Here is a 15,676-nt window from a genome sequence, read left to right as displayed (position 1 = left end):
ATGACTTTTATTTAAAAATAAAGGTGTATTGAAAAAATTGAGGCAAAATAATTGCATTTGCACCTTTAAAAGCTTCGCAAACGTTTCCGTCACTTTTTGTTATATAATTGTGAACCGGGAGCCTATTAAAACTAATTTCAGTATTTTTGCTTTTCATAACCACTTTTATAATTTAACAAACAAATGGCTTTAAACACAACAAACCCAACCGGGACTGAAGCGTGGAAAAATCTGCAAAATCACTATAACGCAATTCACGAAACAACAATACAGCAATTATTTCAGCAGGATTCTGCACGTGTTGAAAAATTCAATTTACAATGGAATGATTTTTTATTAGATTATTCTAAAAACAATATCAGTCAGGAAACTATTTCTCTTTTATTGGAATTGGTTAATTCTATCGGATTAAAAGATGCAATATCTCAATACTTTGGCGGAGAAATCATTAACCAAACAGAAAACAGAGCAGTTTTGCATACTGCTTTGCGTGCGCCTGAATCTGCAACTATAAAAGTTGATGGCGAAAATGTAATTCCTGAAGTTTATGAGGTAAAAAACAAAATCAAAAACTTTACGCAAGAAGTTATTTCCGGAGAAAGAAAAGGTTATACCGGAAAGGCTTTTACCGATATTGTGAATATTGGTATTGGAGGTTCTGATCTTGGACCTGTTATGGCAGTTGAAGCTCTTCAGTTTTATAAAAATCATTTAAACGTACATTTTGTGTCGAATGTTGATGGTGATCATGTAAATGAAGTAATTAAGAAATTAAATCCGGAAACGACACTTTTCCTTATTGTGTCAAAAACATTTACAACACAAGAAACTTTAACCAATTCTGAAACTATCAGAGCATGGTTTTTGAAATCTGCAAAGCAGGAAGATGTAGCAAAACATTTTGTGGCTGTTTCTACAAATATTCAAAAAGTTACTGAATTTGGAATTAATCCTGGCAATGTTTTCCCTATGTGGGACTGGGTTGGAGGAAGATTTTCTTTATGGAGTGCCGTTGGTTTGAGTATTGCACTAGCAATTGGTTTTGACAATTATAATGATTTATTGAATGGGGCTTATGAAACAGACGAACATTTTAAATCGGCAGAATTTGATAAAAATATGCCTGTTATTCTGGCTTTATTAAGTGTTTGGTACAATAATTTTTTTGGAGCAGAAAGTGAAGCTTTGATTCCATACACACAATATTTGCAAAAATTGGCTCCTTACCTGCAACAGGCAACAATGGAAAGTAACGGGAAAAGTGTTGGCCGTGACGGAAAACCTGTAAACTATCAAACAGGAACCATTATCTGGGGAGAACCAGGAACAAATTCTCAACATGCTTTTTTTCAATTGATTCATCAGGGAACAAAAGTAATTCCAACAGATTTCATCGGATTTGTAAAACCTTTATACGGAAATGAAGATCATCATGATAAGTTAATGTCAAACTTTTTTGCTCAGACAGAAGCTTTGATGACCGGAAAAACAGAAGCTCAGGTTCAGGCAGAATTTGACAAACAAGGATTATCTCCAGAAAAAGCATCTTATTTACGTCCTTTCAAAGTTTTTACAGGAAACAAACCAACTAATACCATTTTGATTCAGAAACTTACGCCAAAAAGTTTAGGATCATTAATTGCCTTATATGAGCATAAAATTTTTGTACAGGGTGTGATTTGGAATATTTTTAGTTTTGATCAATGGGGAGTAGAATTAGGAAAACAATTGGCAAATTCTATTTTAGAAGAAATAAATACTAAAACAGTTAAAACTCATGACAGTTCAACTTCATTTTTATTGAATCATTTTTTGAAGAATAAATAAATTATATCCTCCTAAGTTACTCAAACCGCCTTAATTTAACAGAAATTAAGGCGGTTTTTCGTATAAACAACTATCTTTTTAACCTAAATCAATTAGTTTTTGCACGTTTAAGATTACAAGCCTGTTCATATTATTATGATTTTAACAAAAAACATGCGCTGAAATTTAAAAAAAAGATGTTTTATATAATACAAAAAAGGAAAATCATTTTAATGTTTAACAGATTAGGCAAAACTGTCTTTTCTTAACATTTTGATAACATTATCTGATTTTAATGTTATAATTTTGCCAAAAACAATAAACTAAATAACAAATGAAGACAATGAAAAATTGGTTACTAACTGGACTATTGTTCATGATAGTTTCAACCGCATTTTCTCAAGGTAAAATCAGTGGTACAATTACCGATGGTTCAAATTCCTTACCTGGTGCTAATGTCGCCATAAAAGGATCGTCAGATGCTGGTTCAAGTGATTTTGATGGTAAATTTACAATTTCAACTTCAGTAACATCTGGAGAAGTTGTTGTATCATACTTAGGATATGAAACAAAAACAATTTCTTTTACTGTTGCAAATGGAGGAACTGTTAACTTAGGGGTTATTACTTTAGATTCTGATTCTAACCAACTAGAAGAAATTGTAGTTATGGGTAAAGGAATTATTGACTTAGCCAAAGACAGAAAAACTCCTATAGCCGTTTCTACAATTAAAGCAGCAGAAATTCAGGCAAAAATTGGTACTTCAGATATTACACAAACAATGGTGAATACACCATCTGTATACGTAGCTGGGCAAGCAGGAGGTTATGGAGACTCAAGAATTACAGTACGTGGTTTTGCACAAGACAACACTGCTTTCCTATTAAATGGCCAACCAATTAATGGAATGGAAGACGGAAAAATGTACTGGTCTAACTGGTCTGGTATGTCTGACATTGCTAATGCTGTACAAATTCAGAGAGGTTTAGGATCTTCAAAATTAGCTATCTCTTCTGTTGGAGGTACTGTAAACTTCATCACTAAAGCTACTGACAAAAAAGAAGGTGGTTTTGTTTCTTTGGGTGTTGCTAATGATAATTATTTCAAAACTACAGCAACTTACAACACAGGAATGAGCAAAAATGGGTGGGGAACAAGTGTTATGCTTTCTCACTGGCAAGGTGATGGTTACAACGACGGAACAAGAGGCGAAGGACAAACTTATTTTGTTTCTGTTGGATATAAGGCTAATGACAAACACAGTTTTAACTTCTTGTTAACTGGTGCACCACAATGGCATGATCAAAACTTTACAAAATCGGTAGATAGTTATTTAAAATACGGAAGAAAATATAACAACAACTGGGGTACTCAAAACGGAGAGTACAAATCTGAGAGAACAAACTACTACCACAAACCAGTGGTAAACTTAAACTGGGATTACGACATTAGTGATAAGACACAACTTTCTACTGTACTTTACGGATCTTGGGGACGTGGTGGAGGTACTGGAAACTATGGTACTAAACCAACTACTCCCGCAGGAGGTCAAATAAATTTTGACGGTATACTTGCCAGTAATCAAGCTATAGTAGACGGAACAGGTAATGGTGACGGAAGAAGCACAAACGGGGCATACGTGATTAGATCAAGTGTAAACAATCATGCTTGGTATGGTTTAGTATCTAACTTAAAAAATCAACTTACAGATAATTTAGCTTTAAATGTTGGTATTGATTTAAGAACTTACAAAGGAACTCACTTCAGACAAGTTTCTGATTACATGGGATTATCAAGCTGGACAGACACAAGAAACCTTAAAGGTGACGATGACAAACCAAGTGGTACTATGGAAAGCACTAAAGTAACTGAAAGAGGAAGAGCATTACCTTGGCCAGCAACTTTTAATACACTTGCTGAAAACCAAAGGATTGACTATGATTACGGTGAAACTATTTCTTACGGCGGTGTATTCAGTCAATTAGAATATTCTAATGAAAGCTTCTCTGCTTTTTTCCAAGGATCTCTTTCTAATCAATCACACCAAAGAACAGATAGATACGATTACTTACCACAGTTTCAAGAATCAGATAAGGTTAACAACGTAGGATATAATGTAAAAGGTGGTACAAGCTATAAATTTGCTGAAAACCACAATGTATATCTAAATGCTGGTTACTATAACCGTCAACCATATCATGATAACATTTATCTAAATTTTACAAATCAAGTTAATCCATTTACTGAAAACGAAAAAATTCTTGGTTTGGAAGCTGGATATACTTTCACATCTAAATTTTTAACTGCAAGTGTTAATGGTTATAGAACTTCATGGAAAGACAGAGTAACTACAACTACTAATGTTGCAACTGCAGGACAAGTTATTGGAGGTACAACTCTACAGGCTGGAGATTTAATTTTGATTACGAATCAAGGTGTCGAACAAATTCACACAGGTATTGAATTAGATTTAATTGCAAAGCCAATAGACAAACTTGATGTAACTGGATTCCTTTCAATTGGAAATTATGAGTACAAAGGTGAAGCTTTAACTACTAGAAGAGACGAAAGTTTAAATACTTTAGACGAAGCGGTAAAAGATGTTGATGGAGGGAAAGTAGGAGATGCTGCCCAAGTAACATACGGTTTAGGTTTCAAATACGAATTCGTTAGAAACTTATCGTTGGATGCTGATTGGAGATACTACGATAAATTGTATTCAACAGTTGTTACTAAAGACAATATTGAATTACCAAGTTACGATTTAGTAGACGCAGGTGTTTCTTACAGATTATTTATCGGAAAAGGTAAAAAAGACTCTATAAACTTTAGAGTTAACGTAAACAATCTATTTGATGAGGTTTATCTATCTGAATTAACATCCGCTACAGCTGTAACACCGACTTCAGTTAACTACAAAGGAATCAATGTTGTTAATAATGGTTTCTTCGGTTTAGGCAGAACTTGGAACTTTAGTTTACGTTACAACTTCTAATATTTAGAATCTAAATAAATACCAAAAACGGCATTGACTTTTAAGTTCAATGCCGTTTTTTTATACCCTTTTTTGCTATATTTGTTTCAAACAAAATAATAATTTATGTACCATTTTATACAAAAACTCCACTCGGGCTGGGCATATTTAGCATTGCTGCTTTTATTAATTGCGGTTGTAAATGCCATCATCGGATTAACTTCAAAAAAAGAATTTACTGCAAAAGACCGTAAACTTGGTTTATTTGCTTTGATCGGAACACACACGCAGCTTTTAATCGGGATAATACTTTATTTTGTATCTCCACTAGGAAAAGCTGCATTCGGGCAAATGTCAAATGCAGAATTGAGATTAACTTCCTTAGAACATCCTCTTATTAACCTTATTGCTATAGTTTTAATTACTATAGGATGGTCAAAACATAAAAAGCTGATTAATAGCGAAGCTAAATTTAAAACATTCGCTATTTTCTATGGTTTGGGATTATTATTAATCTTGAGCAGAATACCGTGGAACCTGTGGTTTCAATAAAAACAAAGTCCTAAAATTGTAGGACTTTTTTTATCTCGGCATATTATTTGTACAAACTCCCCAAGTCTGAAAAAAATAAACTATGAGAATTAAAAAAAGCATTTCAACCAACCTATTTACATTGATCTTTTTAAGTTGTTTTACTTATGTAAGCAGTCAGAACAAACAAACAGCAGAAGCACCTAAAATTATTCAGGATACTGTAAAAGGTATTAAGCCAAACATTATTGTGATTCCAATTGATTCTGTTTTTACAGACAACGGCTTAAAATTAAAACCTTACAAAAAAAATGCGCATGCTTCTTATTACGCTGATAAATTTACCGGAAGAAAAACAGCAAACGGAAGCAGGTTTGACAATAACAAATACACCGCAGCCCACAAAAAGCTCCCATTTGGCACCAGAATAAAAGTTACCAATGAAGCAAACGGGAAATTTGTAATTGTAAAAATTACTGATCGTGGTCCGTTTGTAAAAACGCGTGAATTAGATCTCTCAAAAAGAGCGTTTATGGAAATAACAAAAAGCAAAGGTGCAGGCGCGATGAAAGTGACAATAGAAAGAATAATAGAATAATAAAAAAAGTCCCAATTAAGGGACTTTTTTTATTTAAACAAACTTTCGAATACTCATTATAATTCCGGTATGAATTCCTTCATGGTAATTCACAAAATCCAACGCATCCTGAACATTTGTGAGTTCAAACCCCATACTTGTCAAGTACGTTGTATAGTTGAGAAAAATGCCATCATTAACATCTTTTTCAGTTTTATCTAAAGTTGAAAAAAGCAATCCTCTGATTTCATCAACTTCTGCCTGCGAAACATCACCTTCCGGTTTTGTTCCTTTTTTATATTTATCAATAAATTCATCAGAAACCAGTATTGGCAAACCTGATAATTTATATACTAAAACTTGTTGTGCGGAAATGCAATGCGCCACGTTCCAAATTAAATTATTACTATATCCTGCCGGAATTTTATTCAATTGTTCTAACGAATGATTATCCAAAATCTTCAGAAGAATTTCGCGAATGGTTTTCTGTACTTTAAAAACTGAACTCATATTTATATTTTTTTATAAAATTAGTCATTTTTATATTTCAAATGGATTTTCTTTGTATTCTAAAATTTCAAAAATCATGAACAAAATATATTATTTAGCATCTTGCGATACCTGCCGAAAAATTATAAAAAATTTGCCTGAAAACGATTTGGTTTTTCAGGATATTCGTCAGAATCCAATAACAGAAGAAGAATTGGAAGAGATGCATAAACTTTCCGGAAGTTATGAAGCTTTGTTTAGCAAAAAAGCACAATTATATAAATCAATGGATTTGAAAAATAAATCATTGACAGAGGCTGATTTTAAAAAGTATATTCTGGAACATTATACCTTTTTGAGCCGTCCGGTTTTTATTATTGATGGTGAAATTTATATTGGCAACAGCCAGCAAAATATTCTTCAGGTTACAAAAGCATTACAAAAATAAAAATCCTAAGTTGTAAGGAACCTGCTTGCGTTAGGGATTACTTCCTATAATTCTATTTTAGTCTTCAACGAACTTCGTTTGAAGTGGAAATTCTTTTTTTGAGCTTTTTCTGCTCAAAAAAAGATTGTAACGGATAGACCGACCGAAGGAAACGCCCAAAAGCTTTTTAAAAATCTGAGCGCTGCAAAACTAGAAACCTTCACTGTTAAGTTTTTTAGTATCTTTGCGCCTTTATATTCATTATATGATACAATCTATGACAGGGTTTGGTAAAGCTTCTTTGCAATTGCCAACAAAAAAAATTACAGTTGAAGTAAAATCTTTAAATAGTAAGGGTTTAGATTTGAATGTCAGGATGCCGTCTGTTTATCGTGAAATGGAATTGGGATTAAGAACTCAGATTTCGACCAAATTAGAAAGGGGAAAGATTGATTTTGGGATTTACATTGAAAGCACAGCCGAGCAAACCTCAACGAAAGTAAATGTTCCTGTTGTAAAAAATTACATTGCACAGCTTAAAGAAGTTTATCCTGATGCAGATGAAACTGAATTGATGAAAATGGCCGTTCGTATGCCTGATACGCTAAAAACTGAGCGTGAGGAAATTGACGAAAATGATTGGGAACAGATTCAGGTAATAATAGAGGAAGCTCTTCAAAATATCTTAAATTTTAGAAAAGACGAAGGTGAATCTCTTGAAAAAGAATTTAATCTTAGAATTGGTAATATTCGACAGTATATGAATGATGCTTTGGCATTGGACCCAGAACGCGTTCAGGCTATAAAAGATCGTCTGCAAACTGCAATTTCGGAATTACAGGTTAATGTTGACGAAAATCGTTTTGAGCAGGAGTTGATTTATTATCTTGAAAAACTGGATATTACTGAAGAAAAAGTTCGTTTGACCAATCACTTAGATTACTTTTTGGAAACTATTAAAGGAACGGAAGCTAATGGTAGAAAACTTGGTTTTATTACTCAGGAAATGGGACGTGAAATCAATACAATGGGTTCTAAATCTAATCATGCGCAAATGCAGAAACTCGTTGTCATGATGAAGGATGAACTGGAAAAGATTAAGGAACAGGTTTTGAATGTACTTTAAAACATGAAGCTTTATTTCATTTTCTTTTTTCTAATTATATTCAATTGTTTTGGACAAGAAATATCTGAAATAAATAAAGTTTTAAAAATACCTGATACGTTAGGATTTGAAAAAGAAATTCGCATTTATAAAGATTATTCCATTAAAAACTCAATGGAAATATTTAGAATGTATGATGAAGGAAAAGACAATTGGATTGTATATATTTTTTCTTTTTCTAAAAAAGATAAAGCCGTAACTAAAATTGATCAAATACAATTTCCTAAAGAGGTTATTGGAAAATTAAAGCCTAAAAACGCATATCTGATTTGGTTGAATTTACTTCTCTGTGATGTGGAATATTTACCAAGTCAAAAAAATATTGATTATAAACTCAAAGCTACCAAAGTAATATCAGAAGATAGAGAATATGGAATATCCAAAAAACGAAAGCGTGCAGTAGATGGTGAATCATATCAAGTATTCATCAAAAACGGAATCATTAAAAATGATTTTTCTTTTGTCAATCCCGCTATCTATTTAAAATTTTATCCAACAGTTGATGAATTAATCTCATATAATGAATTATTATCAATCATTAAAAAGGAGTTTAACCTCTGGAATGATTGATTACATATAAATAAAGAATGAACAAAGGAAAATTAATTGTTTTCTCGGCACCGTCAGGATCAGGAAAAACAACTATAGTAAAACATTTACTTGGGAAAGAAGATTTAAATTTAGAATTTTCGATTTCTGCGGCTTCACGTGACCCGCGTGGTGAAGAAGTACACGGGAAAGATTATTATTTTATAAATCTTGAACAGTTTAAAAAACATATTAAAGCAGAGGATTTCCTGGAATGGGAAGAAGTTTATCGCGATAATTTTTACGGTACTTTAAAATCTGAAATTGAACGTATCTGGGCTCTTGGAAAAAATGTTATTTTTGACATTGATGTCGCTGGCGGATTGCGTATCAAACATAAATTCCCGGAACAGACTCTGGCTGTTTTTGTGAAACCGCCAAGCGTTGACGAACTGAAACGCAGACTGAAAGAACGCTCTACAGAAAGTGATGACAAAATCAATATGCGAATCGCAAAAGCTTCTGTAGAACTGGCAACTGCTCCGCAATTTGATACGATTATCAAAAACTACGATTTGGACACTGCAAAAGAAGAGGCTTATCAATTGGTAAAAGACTTTGTAAACAAGTAGTTATTACACGGAGATTCACAAAGTTTTAATAAATTACTTTGTGTATCTTTGAGAAAACTCGGCGAATCTCTGCGAAACAAAACACAAAATGAGAATAGGTCTTTATTTCGGCACTTATAATCCAATTCATGTTGGTCATATGATTATTGCCAATCACATGGCAGAATTTGCCGATTTAGATCAAATCTGGATGGTTGTTACGCCTCATAATCCGTTAAAAAAGAAATCTACTCTGCTGGACGATCATCAGCGTTTAGAAATGGTTTATCTGGCTACAAAAGATTTTCCCAAAATAAAGCCGTCTGATATTGAATTTAAACTACCTCAGCCTAATTATACCGTAAATACTTTGGTGCATTTGCATGAAAAGTATCCAAAACACGAATTTTCTTTGATTATGGGCGAAGACAATCTTAAGACGCTTCATAAATGGAAAAACTACGAGGTATTATTAGATCATTATAACATTTATGTGTATCCAAGAATTTCATCTGAAGAGGGAAATACGGAATTAAAGTCACACCCAAAAATTCATATCATTGATGCACCGATTGTAGAAATCTCTTCTACTTTTATTCGTAACAATATCAAGGAAGGAAAAAATATTCAGCCTTTATTACCTCCAAAAGTTTGGGAATATATTGATCACAATAATTTTTATAAGAAATAGAAATTATCACAAATAAAGAAGCCTAAATGCATAAACATTTAGGCTTTACTTTTTTAAGCTATTGTAAGCTCTTTTTTGACATTATTTCTGATTTCAGAAAGAGATTGGTCGATTAAGAGTTTTCCGTCTCTGAAAACTTCCTTAAGTTCTCCTTTCTTTTCTTCATCCCAGGAAACATTATCTGTTAAATAATAAGCACCGTCGACTAAATCAATCTTCATTAATCCCTTGGCTGATTTTTTTGTTCCGTCATCTGTAATCGGGTTTTTGAAAATTGCTCTTCCTTCTCCGTTTACTTCTCCATAAGTCGCCTTCATAGCAAAACCAAACGTATCTCTTGTATTATATTGATATGTAAAAGATCCGATTCCTAAGACAACATTCGTAGAGGCAAAACCTTTTAATTTCAATCTTTCGCAGATTTGAGTAGCTCTTGCTACAGTAATACTGTCTCCGTAAATAGCACCAATCTGGGGCACTAATTCTTTAAATCCTTTATCGTTTGTACTTCCTCCGAATACATCCCAAAGCAATTCAATAACACCTTTCTTTTCCTCTTCTGTTTTTCCTTTCGGATTTCCGCAGATAATATCTACCGGGTCACCACTGTCAGGGCGAATTACAACTTTACCTTCTCTTGAAACGATTTCGTTTTTTAATCTCGGAAGATAATCGGTTAATACTTTCCATAAATCCCATGTATCAGAAACGATAGAAACAATTCCTTTTGGGTAAACATCAGAAATTAATCTTCTGAAAGTTTCGTATTCTCCTTCTGTCGTTCCCATACACATTACAGAATGTTCTGTAGCAGCAACTGAACCCGCAATTAGTTCTTTATCTGAATCGGCTTTGTAATATTCCTCCATAAAATCAATTGCAGGGATTGTATCAGAACCTGTAAAACTCAATAAATGCCCTGCAGAAGAAGTCAAAGAAGCTTCGATTCCGCCCATTCCTCTCATTGAAAAATCATGTGCCTGCCAATCTACGAATTCCGGAACTGATGACGTTTCGTCTGCGTATTTGTCAAGAACTTTTCTGTACTCTTTAGCAATTGTAGCAGAATTACAAGGAAGCCAAACTACAGCAGAAAGCAATGTTTCAAAATAATTGGTCAGCCAGAAAAACTCCGGAAGCGTATTGTACATCGTAAACATCGGTACTCGGATTGGCACGCTTGTTCCTTCTGGCAAAGCTTTAAAAACCATCGGAATATATCCTAAATCATGTAGATCTTCGATATGTTTTGTTCCGACAAGGTTTTCTCCCAAATAATTATTGATTCTTCGGGCGTATTTTTTTACTACTTCTTCTTTTGGCTGTTTAAAAAAATGCAGTTCAAAATCCTGAATAATATATTTTTTAATGAAATATTGCAATCCGAAAAATACAACTTCATTTACTCCTTCGATTCTTGATTTTCTTGGCGTCCAGTTTGAGTACACTAATGTAGTTCCGTCTGGATATTGTCTTCTGTGGTCAACTTTGTAACCGTCTGTTAGTAAAAGTGGGTTCATATATTTTAGTTATTTAAATTCTCGTAAACTTTGTGTTTCACAGAGATTCACAAAGTTATCACAGAGACTCACAAAGTTTTAATTTTCTTTGTGCAGTTTTGTGTTTTTTCTTCGTGTGTCTTTGTGTATTATTCTTTATATCTCGATCCTATTTAGAACTACTTATTTCTTCCTTTTTCATTTATATAAAATGTCTGCACAACATCACTTTGCCAAAATACTTTTGTAGTAACATCAATACAGCTTAACTTTCCATGAAAACCTGCTCCGGTATCAATATTCCAAACATTACAGCCTTGCATAGGGATTTCGATATTGTAATGAAGTGTTGGCGTATGACCGATGTAAATTTCATTATACAGCAATAATCTTTTAGGATAGGAAAGTGAATCTTTTTTGATTCGTTTGTCCATTGTTAAGGCCATTTCCCAAAGTGTTCTGTCCCAAGAATAATTTGTCTTATAATGCTCCTTCTCTGGACCATGCATTGAAGAAAAACCAGCATGAATAAACAAATTGTTACTTTCATCTACAAAATAATCTTTCATATTGACAAAAAAATTAAGATGTTTCTCTTTTTCGAAAGCATCAATGCTCTGATAACTTTCTATAGTTGATTTTCCGCCATGCAGAAACCAAATATTATTTACAACATCATTCTTCAACCATTCATGGCACCAAACATCATGATTTCCGCGTATAAAAATGCATTCTTGTTTTTGAGACAAATTGATCAAAAAATCAACAACCTATGCCGATTCACTCCAGCCATCTACATAATCTCCCAGAAAAATAAGTCTATCATTTTGGTTAAGGACAATTTTTTCAAGCAATTGAATCAAAGCTTTTAAACCTCCATGGATGTCGCCAAAAACTAATGTTCGTTTCATGATTTAAACTCTATATATTTTGCCGGAATTTCATCTGTTAACCAAACGTTATTTTCAGACAAATAAAATTTAAATCCATCCCGATGCATTTGACCGCTTCTTACGGTTAAAATTTGAGCAACTCCTCTTCTACTTCCTACTTTAATCGCCGTTTCACGATCTTTAGAAAGATGCACATGCTGACGGCTCATTTTTTGTAAACCTTCTTTTTTAATGCTTTCCATAAACTTGGCAACCGTTCCGTGATATAAAAACTCAGAAGGTTCTCTTTCTGCTAAATCTAATTCAACAGAAATAGAGTGTCCCTGACTTGCTCTGATTTTTGTTTTATCTTCGTTAAAAGCAAAACGCTTTTTATCGTTGTTTTCTACTACGTAGTCCAGAAGTTCTGAATTTAAAGTTTTTTCTTTCTTATTACATTTTGCAATTAATTCCGCAACATCTGCCCAACCGTTTTCGTCTAATTTTAATCCGATTTTTTCTGGTGAATGTCTAAGTATCAAACTCAGGAACTTACTTACATCTTTTGTTATTTTCTCATTCATTATTATTATTATTTTCTAGAAGTCATATACAACAACTTCAACATCATTATTTGAAAGTGTTTTGAGAATAATCGGTTCCATCATCTCCCACTTTCCGCCAGCTAAGCCACAGCCAATCCTTGGCATATGAATACTAGCATTATTTTTGATCGCAAAAAGAGCAACTTCTTTCAAACCTTCTTCAACAGCATCATATCGTATTGGCGCATTTCCGTTTTCATCTTTATTGATTTTATGCTGACCAATTAAATTTGCTATCCAAAGATCTTCTTCTACCTGAACAAACTGAACTTTCCCCAATTCAAAACCATCTTTAGATTTGAACCATTCTCTATATTGATTTTCTGGTTTTTTCCATCTTTTCGAGATTGCCATTACAAATCCTTTTCCCCAACCTCCAATATCGTTACAGATATGTACAATTACTTTATTATTTTCTGATTGAGGAGATGTTGCATCGCCTTTTGTATATTGAATGCCTTTCATTTCTTTTTTATTTTACCTTTAATGACAATCGCTCGCACAAATCATCAATATCGTTTTTTCTTGCCAATGTGGCAATCCATTTTTCAGGAATATTGTCCATTCCGTAATATACTCCTGCCAATCCTCCGGTAATAGCTGCAGTTGTATCGGTATCTCCGCCTAAATTCACTGCCTTTAAAACAGTTCCTTCATAAGTATTCCAATTCAAAAAACACCATAAACTAGCCTGCAAACTATCTAATACATACCCAGACGAGTGAATGTTTTCTTCCGGATATTCAGCTATATTGTTTTTTAAAATCCTATCAAACAACTGAATTTCAACAGGATTAAATTTCTTAGCACTTAAAAAATCAGAAACAATCTTTTGCATATTCTTATACGCCTCTATTTTGTCCACTTCATTTAAAATTTCTAAGCAATAAATAACATAAATAAAGCAAGCAAATCCCGATCTAAAATGCGCGTGAGTAATTGATGATACTTCTTTTACTTTCTGGTAAATAACCTCAACATCTTTTTCCTTATGAAGATGGAAAACCAGAGGCAGAATTCTCATTAGAGATCCGTTACCATTATCTTCTTCAAAAAAATTACCTGAAGTTCTGGCGGGTTCTCCTTTTAAAACTCTTGCTAAAGAGTGCCTAGTTGTCCCTCCGATATCAAAAACTTTATGATGAGCTCCCCAATATCCTTCTTCCATCCATTTCACAAAAGTTATTGCCATATCTTCAATATCAAAACCTTTGCATAAACTTTCGGCAGTACAAAAAGCCAATGAACTATCGTCACTAAACGTTCCAGGAGGTTGATGCCAACACATAAATCCCATCATATCCTGAACAGGATTACTTCTTAAATAGTCTCTGGTTTTAAACTCTACCGGAACACCTAATGCGTCACCAATTGCAACTCCAAATAATCCAGACTTTATTTTGTTTTCCATAATTAATTTATCTCAATTCATCCCTAACCTCCATCAAAGCAAAACCCAAAAGGTTTAACCCTTGCCATTTTTCGGGATTGTTTACCTCTTTATGATCTGCAGCCATTCCGATTCCCCAAATAGGATCTACAGGACTTGCTTCTACCAAAATTCTTTCATTTGTGTTTAACAAAAATTCTTTTAAATCTTTGTTTTGGCCGAATTTATACAGATTTCCTTCTTTTACAATCTCAAAACGATTTGCAAGCCAAACCATATCGACATAATTTTTAACTTCTCGTCCTAACTTCTTGGCTTCAGCTGGAGATTTGGCCTGAATAATTTTTTCGAAAATTTCCTTGTCATTAAATAATAATGCTTTTTTGGCCATCATCCAGTGTTCTGCTGTTTTATAAGTTATCCCGTCAACATCAAAAGAACTTAACCACCACTGACTGAAACAAGTTTTGGAAATACTTCCGTCTTTATTGGGCTGGTGTCCCCAAAAAAACAAGTATTTATTTTCCTGTTTTTCGGTTGTGAGTTTTTCTATATTATATTTCATTTCAATTAATTTTAATTTTTAATGCTGTAATAAAGCATCTAAACGTTTCAAAGTCAAAATTCCTTTTCGCCTGCAAACAATTGGTAAATTTTCTCATATCAATCGGTCCAAACCAACCACCTCAACTTTTTCATTATCAAAATCTTTAAAAGAATTCGTAGTAAATATTTTATCAAAACAGTCTAAAACTTCAAAACCTTTGTTAAAAATTCCGTGGCTTACGGCCAAAAATAATTTTCCGGCATTTTTGTTTTTCAATTCTTCGGCTAAGCCAACAAATGTACCGCCTCCGTCGCAGATGTCATCTACAATTAAACAATCCATTCCGTTTAGATCCTCTTCATAAACTTTAAATCCAGATAATTTTCCGGTTTTTACATCACGGCTTTTACTGCATTCCACTACTTCTACTCCTCCTAAAAATTCAGAAACTTTGTATATTTTCTTTAAAGCACCACCATCGGGAGAAATCAGTTTTACATCGTTGCCAATGCTTTTTATTACTTGCTCAATAAAAGTATGATTAGGAATCACTTCGCAGTTATTTACCAAAGCCGGCGTCACCTCAGAATGCGCGTCAAAAACATAAACTTTATTTAACTGCATCGCATTTAGAATATCTGCATAAACTTTTACAGACAATGGTTCTCCTTTTATCATAACTCTGTCCTGGCGCGCTGCCGGAAAGTACGGAATGAAAAGATCAATAATCTTAACATCCATTCGTCTTAAAGCATCTACTGCAAGACACAGCAATCCGAAATCGTTAAAAGAATTTAATCTGTGTGTAATGGTTATTTTTTGATTAACATTAAAATCAGGATTAATTTTGATGTGTGGTTCTCCTCCTGAAAAAGTAAAATTTTTGAATTCTATCTCTTTTTGATTTGGAAATGGTCTGAAATTTTGGTCTAAATTAAGTATCATAGTTTTTTTAGTTTGCGTT

At 33.3% G+C, this 15,676-nt stretch carries 16 protein-coding genes and 1 pseudogene; 9 read left to right on the top strand and 8 right to left on the bottom strand.

The annotated features are described in order from the left end of the window. Nucleotides 1-183 precede the first annotated feature (183 nt). The 4 genes from pgi to JOD96_RS09070 all read left to right on the top strand — a co-directional run bounded on the left by pgi (nt 184) and on the right by JOD96_RS09070 (nt 5,909). Nucleotides 184-1,827 carry a glucose-6-phosphate isomerase gene (gene pgi / locus JOD96_RS09085; protein WP_209563967.1) on the top strand — a complete coding sequence of 548 codons (1,644 nt, stop codon included), beginning with the start codon at nt 184-186 and terminating at the stop codon, nt 1,825-1,827. 355 nt (nt 1,828-2,182) lie between these two features. Further along, complete coding sequence (locus tag JOD96_RS09080; RefSeq protein ID WP_245188381.1) at nt 2,183-4,801, top strand: TonB-dependent receptor; 2,619 nt, start codon at nt 2,183-2,185, stop codon at nt 4,799-4,801. 105 nt (nt 4,802-4,906) lie between these two features. After that, on the top strand, nt 4,907-5,332 hold the full coding sequence (locus JOD96_RS09075; protein WP_209563965.1) for a hypothetical protein: 426 nt from the start codon (nt 4,907-4,909) through the stop codon (nt 5,330-5,332). A gap of 82 nt (nt 5,333-5,414) precedes the next feature. After that, on the top strand, nt 5,415-5,909 hold the full coding sequence (locus JOD96_RS09070) for a septal ring lytic transglycosylase RlpA family protein (RefSeq protein ID WP_209563964.1): 495 nt from the start codon (nt 5,415-5,417) through the stop codon (nt 5,907-5,909). Nucleotides 5,910-5,942: 33 nt separating this feature from the next. Here JOD96_RS09070 and JOD96_RS09065 read toward each other — a convergent pair whose 3' ends face one another. Continuing rightward, nucleotides 5,943-6,398, bottom strand: a complete 456-nt coding sequence (locus tag JOD96_RS09065; protein ID WP_209563963.1) for a DinB family protein — start codon at nt 6,396-6,398, stop codon at nt 5,943-5,945. 76 nt (nt 6,399-6,474) lie between these two features. Between JOD96_RS09065 and JOD96_RS09060 the strand changes: the two genes are divergently transcribed. From JOD96_RS09060 to nadD, 5 genes are all read left to right on the top strand, one after another. Beyond that, entirely contained in the window at nt 6,475-6,825 is a 351-nt protein-coding gene (locus JOD96_RS09060; protein ID WP_209563962.1) for an arsenate reductase family protein, read from the top strand. A 244-nt stretch (nt 6,826-7,069) separates the two neighbouring features. After that, nucleotides 7,070-7,930: a YicC/YloC family endoribonuclease gene (locus tag JOD96_RS09055; protein ID WP_209563961.1), complete on the top strand. Its 861-nt coding sequence runs from the start codon at nt 7,070-7,072 to the stop codon at nt 7,928-7,930. 3 nt (nt 7,931-7,933) lie between these two features. Continuing rightward, nucleotides 7,934-8,539, top strand: coding sequence for a hypothetical protein (locus JOD96_RS09050; protein ID WP_209563960.1), 606 nt, complete (start codon nt 7,934-7,936; stop codon nt 8,537-8,539). A gap of 17 nt (nt 8,540-8,556) precedes the next feature. After that, entirely contained in the window at nt 8,557-9,129 is a 573-nt protein-coding gene (gmk, locus tag JOD96_RS09045) for a guanylate kinase (protein WP_209563959.1), read from the top strand. A gap of 88 nt (nt 9,130-9,217) precedes the next feature. Next, on the top strand, nt 9,218-9,799 hold the full coding sequence (gene nadD, locus JOD96_RS09040; RefSeq protein WP_209563958.1) for a nicotinate (nicotinamide) nucleotide adenylyltransferase: 582 nt from the start codon (nt 9,218-9,220) through the stop codon (nt 9,797-9,799). A gap of 53 nt (nt 9,800-9,852) precedes the next feature. Here nadD and JOD96_RS09035 read toward each other — a convergent pair whose 3' ends face one another. The 7 genes and pseudogenes from JOD96_RS09035 to prs form a co-directional block, all read right to left on the bottom strand. Beyond that, the gene (locus tag JOD96_RS09035; protein WP_209563957.1) at nt 9,853-11,319 is read right to left on the bottom strand and encodes a nicotinate phosphoribosyltransferase; all 1,467 of its coding nucleotides are present in this window, start codon (nt 11,317-11,319) and stop codon (nt 9,853-9,855) included. A 158-nt stretch (nt 11,320-11,477) separates the two neighbouring features. Then, a pseudogene (locus JOD96_RS09030) lies at nt 11,478-12,209 on the bottom strand (metallophosphoesterase family protein). Continuing rightward, nucleotides 12,206-12,754 carry an RNA 2'-phosphotransferase gene (locus tag JOD96_RS09025; RefSeq protein ID WP_209563956.1) on the bottom strand — a complete coding sequence of 183 codons (549 nt, stop codon included), beginning with the start codon at nt 12,752-12,754 and terminating at the stop codon, nt 12,206-12,208. Before JOD96_RS09025 ends, JOD96_RS09030 begins: the two are co-directional and overlap by 4 nt. A gap of 15 nt (nt 12,755-12,769) precedes the next feature. Next, nucleotides 12,770-13,240 carry a macro domain-containing protein gene (locus tag JOD96_RS09020; protein ID WP_209563955.1) on the bottom strand — a complete coding sequence of 157 codons (471 nt, stop codon included), beginning with the start codon at nt 13,238-13,240 and terminating at the stop codon, nt 12,770-12,772. A gap of 7 nt (nt 13,241-13,247) precedes the next feature. Beyond that, entirely contained in the window at nt 13,248-14,186 is a 939-nt protein-coding gene (locus tag JOD96_RS09015) for an ADP-ribosylglycohydrolase family protein (RefSeq protein ID WP_209563954.1), read from the bottom strand. 7 nt (nt 14,187-14,193) lie between these two features. Next, nucleotides 14,194-14,730: an NADAR family protein gene (locus JOD96_RS09010; RefSeq protein WP_209563953.1), complete on the bottom strand. Its 537-nt coding sequence runs from the start codon at nt 14,728-14,730 to the stop codon at nt 14,194-14,196. Nucleotides 14,731-14,823: 93 nt separating this feature from the next. Continuing rightward, complete coding sequence (gene prs / locus JOD96_RS09005) at nt 14,824-15,657, bottom strand: ribose-phosphate diphosphokinase (RefSeq protein ID WP_209563952.1); 834 nt, start codon at nt 15,655-15,657, stop codon at nt 14,824-14,826. Nucleotides 15,658-15,676 lie beyond the last annotated feature (19 nt).

The organism is Flavobacterium sp. 1355, assembly GCF_017833415.1.
Taxonomy (GTDB): Bacteria; Bacteroidota; Bacteroidia; order Flavobacteriales; family Flavobacteriaceae; genus Flavobacterium.
The sequence above is the reverse complement of the archived record's forward strand: the minus strand, read 5'-3'. Positions and strand labels throughout refer to the sequence as shown.

Excerpts from the sequence above, each read along its gene's own strand:
- JOD96_RS09055 (WP_209563961.1), top strand. The coding sequence starts at position 7,070 with ATGATACAATCTATGACAGGGTTTGGTAAAGCTTCTTTGCAATTGCCA.
- JOD96_RS09075 (WP_209563965.1), top strand. The coding sequence starts at position 4,907 with ATGTACCATTTTATACAAAAACTCCACTCGGGCTGGGCATATTTAGCA.
- JOD96_RS09060 (WP_209563962.1), top strand. The coding sequence starts at position 6,475 with ATGAACAAAATATATTATTTAGCATCTTGCGATACCTGCCGAAAAATT.
- JOD96_RS09080 (WP_245188381.1), top strand. The coding sequence starts at position 2,183 with ATGATAGTTTCAACCGCATTTTCTCAAGGTAAAATCAGTGGTACAATT.
- prs (WP_209563952.1), bottom strand. The coding sequence starts at position 15,657 with ATGATACTTAATTTAGACCAAAATTTCAGACCATTTCCAAATCAAAAA.
- JOD96_RS09015 (WP_209563954.1), bottom strand. The coding sequence starts at position 14,186 with ATGGAAAACAAAATAAAGTCTGGATTATTTGGAGTTGCAATTGGTGAC.
- JOD96_RS09035 (WP_209563957.1), bottom strand. The coding sequence starts at position 11,319 with ATGAACCCACTTTTACTAACAGACGGTTACAAAGTTGACCACAGAAGA.
- JOD96_RS09025 (WP_209563956.1), bottom strand. The coding sequence starts at position 12,754 with ATGAATGAGAAAATAACAAAAGATGTAAGTAAGTTCCTGAGTTTGATA.
- JOD96_RS09020 (WP_209563955.1), bottom strand. The coding sequence starts at position 13,240 with ATGAAAGGCATTCAATATACAAAAGGCGATGCAACATCTCCTCAATCA.
- nadD (WP_209563958.1), top strand. The coding sequence starts at position 9,218 with ATGAGAATAGGTCTTTATTTCGGCACTTATAATCCAATTCATGTTGGT.
- pgi (WP_209563967.1), top strand. The coding sequence starts at position 184 with ATGGCTTTAAACACAACAAACCCAACCGGGACTGAAGCGTGGAAAAAT.
- gmk (WP_209563959.1), top strand. The coding sequence starts at position 8,557 with ATGAACAAAGGAAAATTAATTGTTTTCTCGGCACCGTCAGGATCAGGA.
- JOD96_RS09065 (WP_209563963.1), bottom strand. The coding sequence starts at position 6,398 with ATGAGTTCAGTTTTTAAAGTACAGAAAACCATTCGCGAAATTCTTCTG.
- JOD96_RS09050 (WP_209563960.1), top strand. The coding sequence starts at position 7,934 with ATGAAGCTTTATTTCATTTTCTTTTTTCTAATTATATTCAATTGTTTT.
- JOD96_RS09010 (WP_209563953.1), bottom strand. The coding sequence starts at position 14,730 with ATGAAATATAATATAGAAAAACTCACAACCGAAAAACAGGAAAATAAA.
- JOD96_RS09070 (WP_209563964.1), top strand. The coding sequence starts at position 5,415 with ATGAGAATTAAAAAAAGCATTTCAACCAACCTATTTACATTGATCTTT.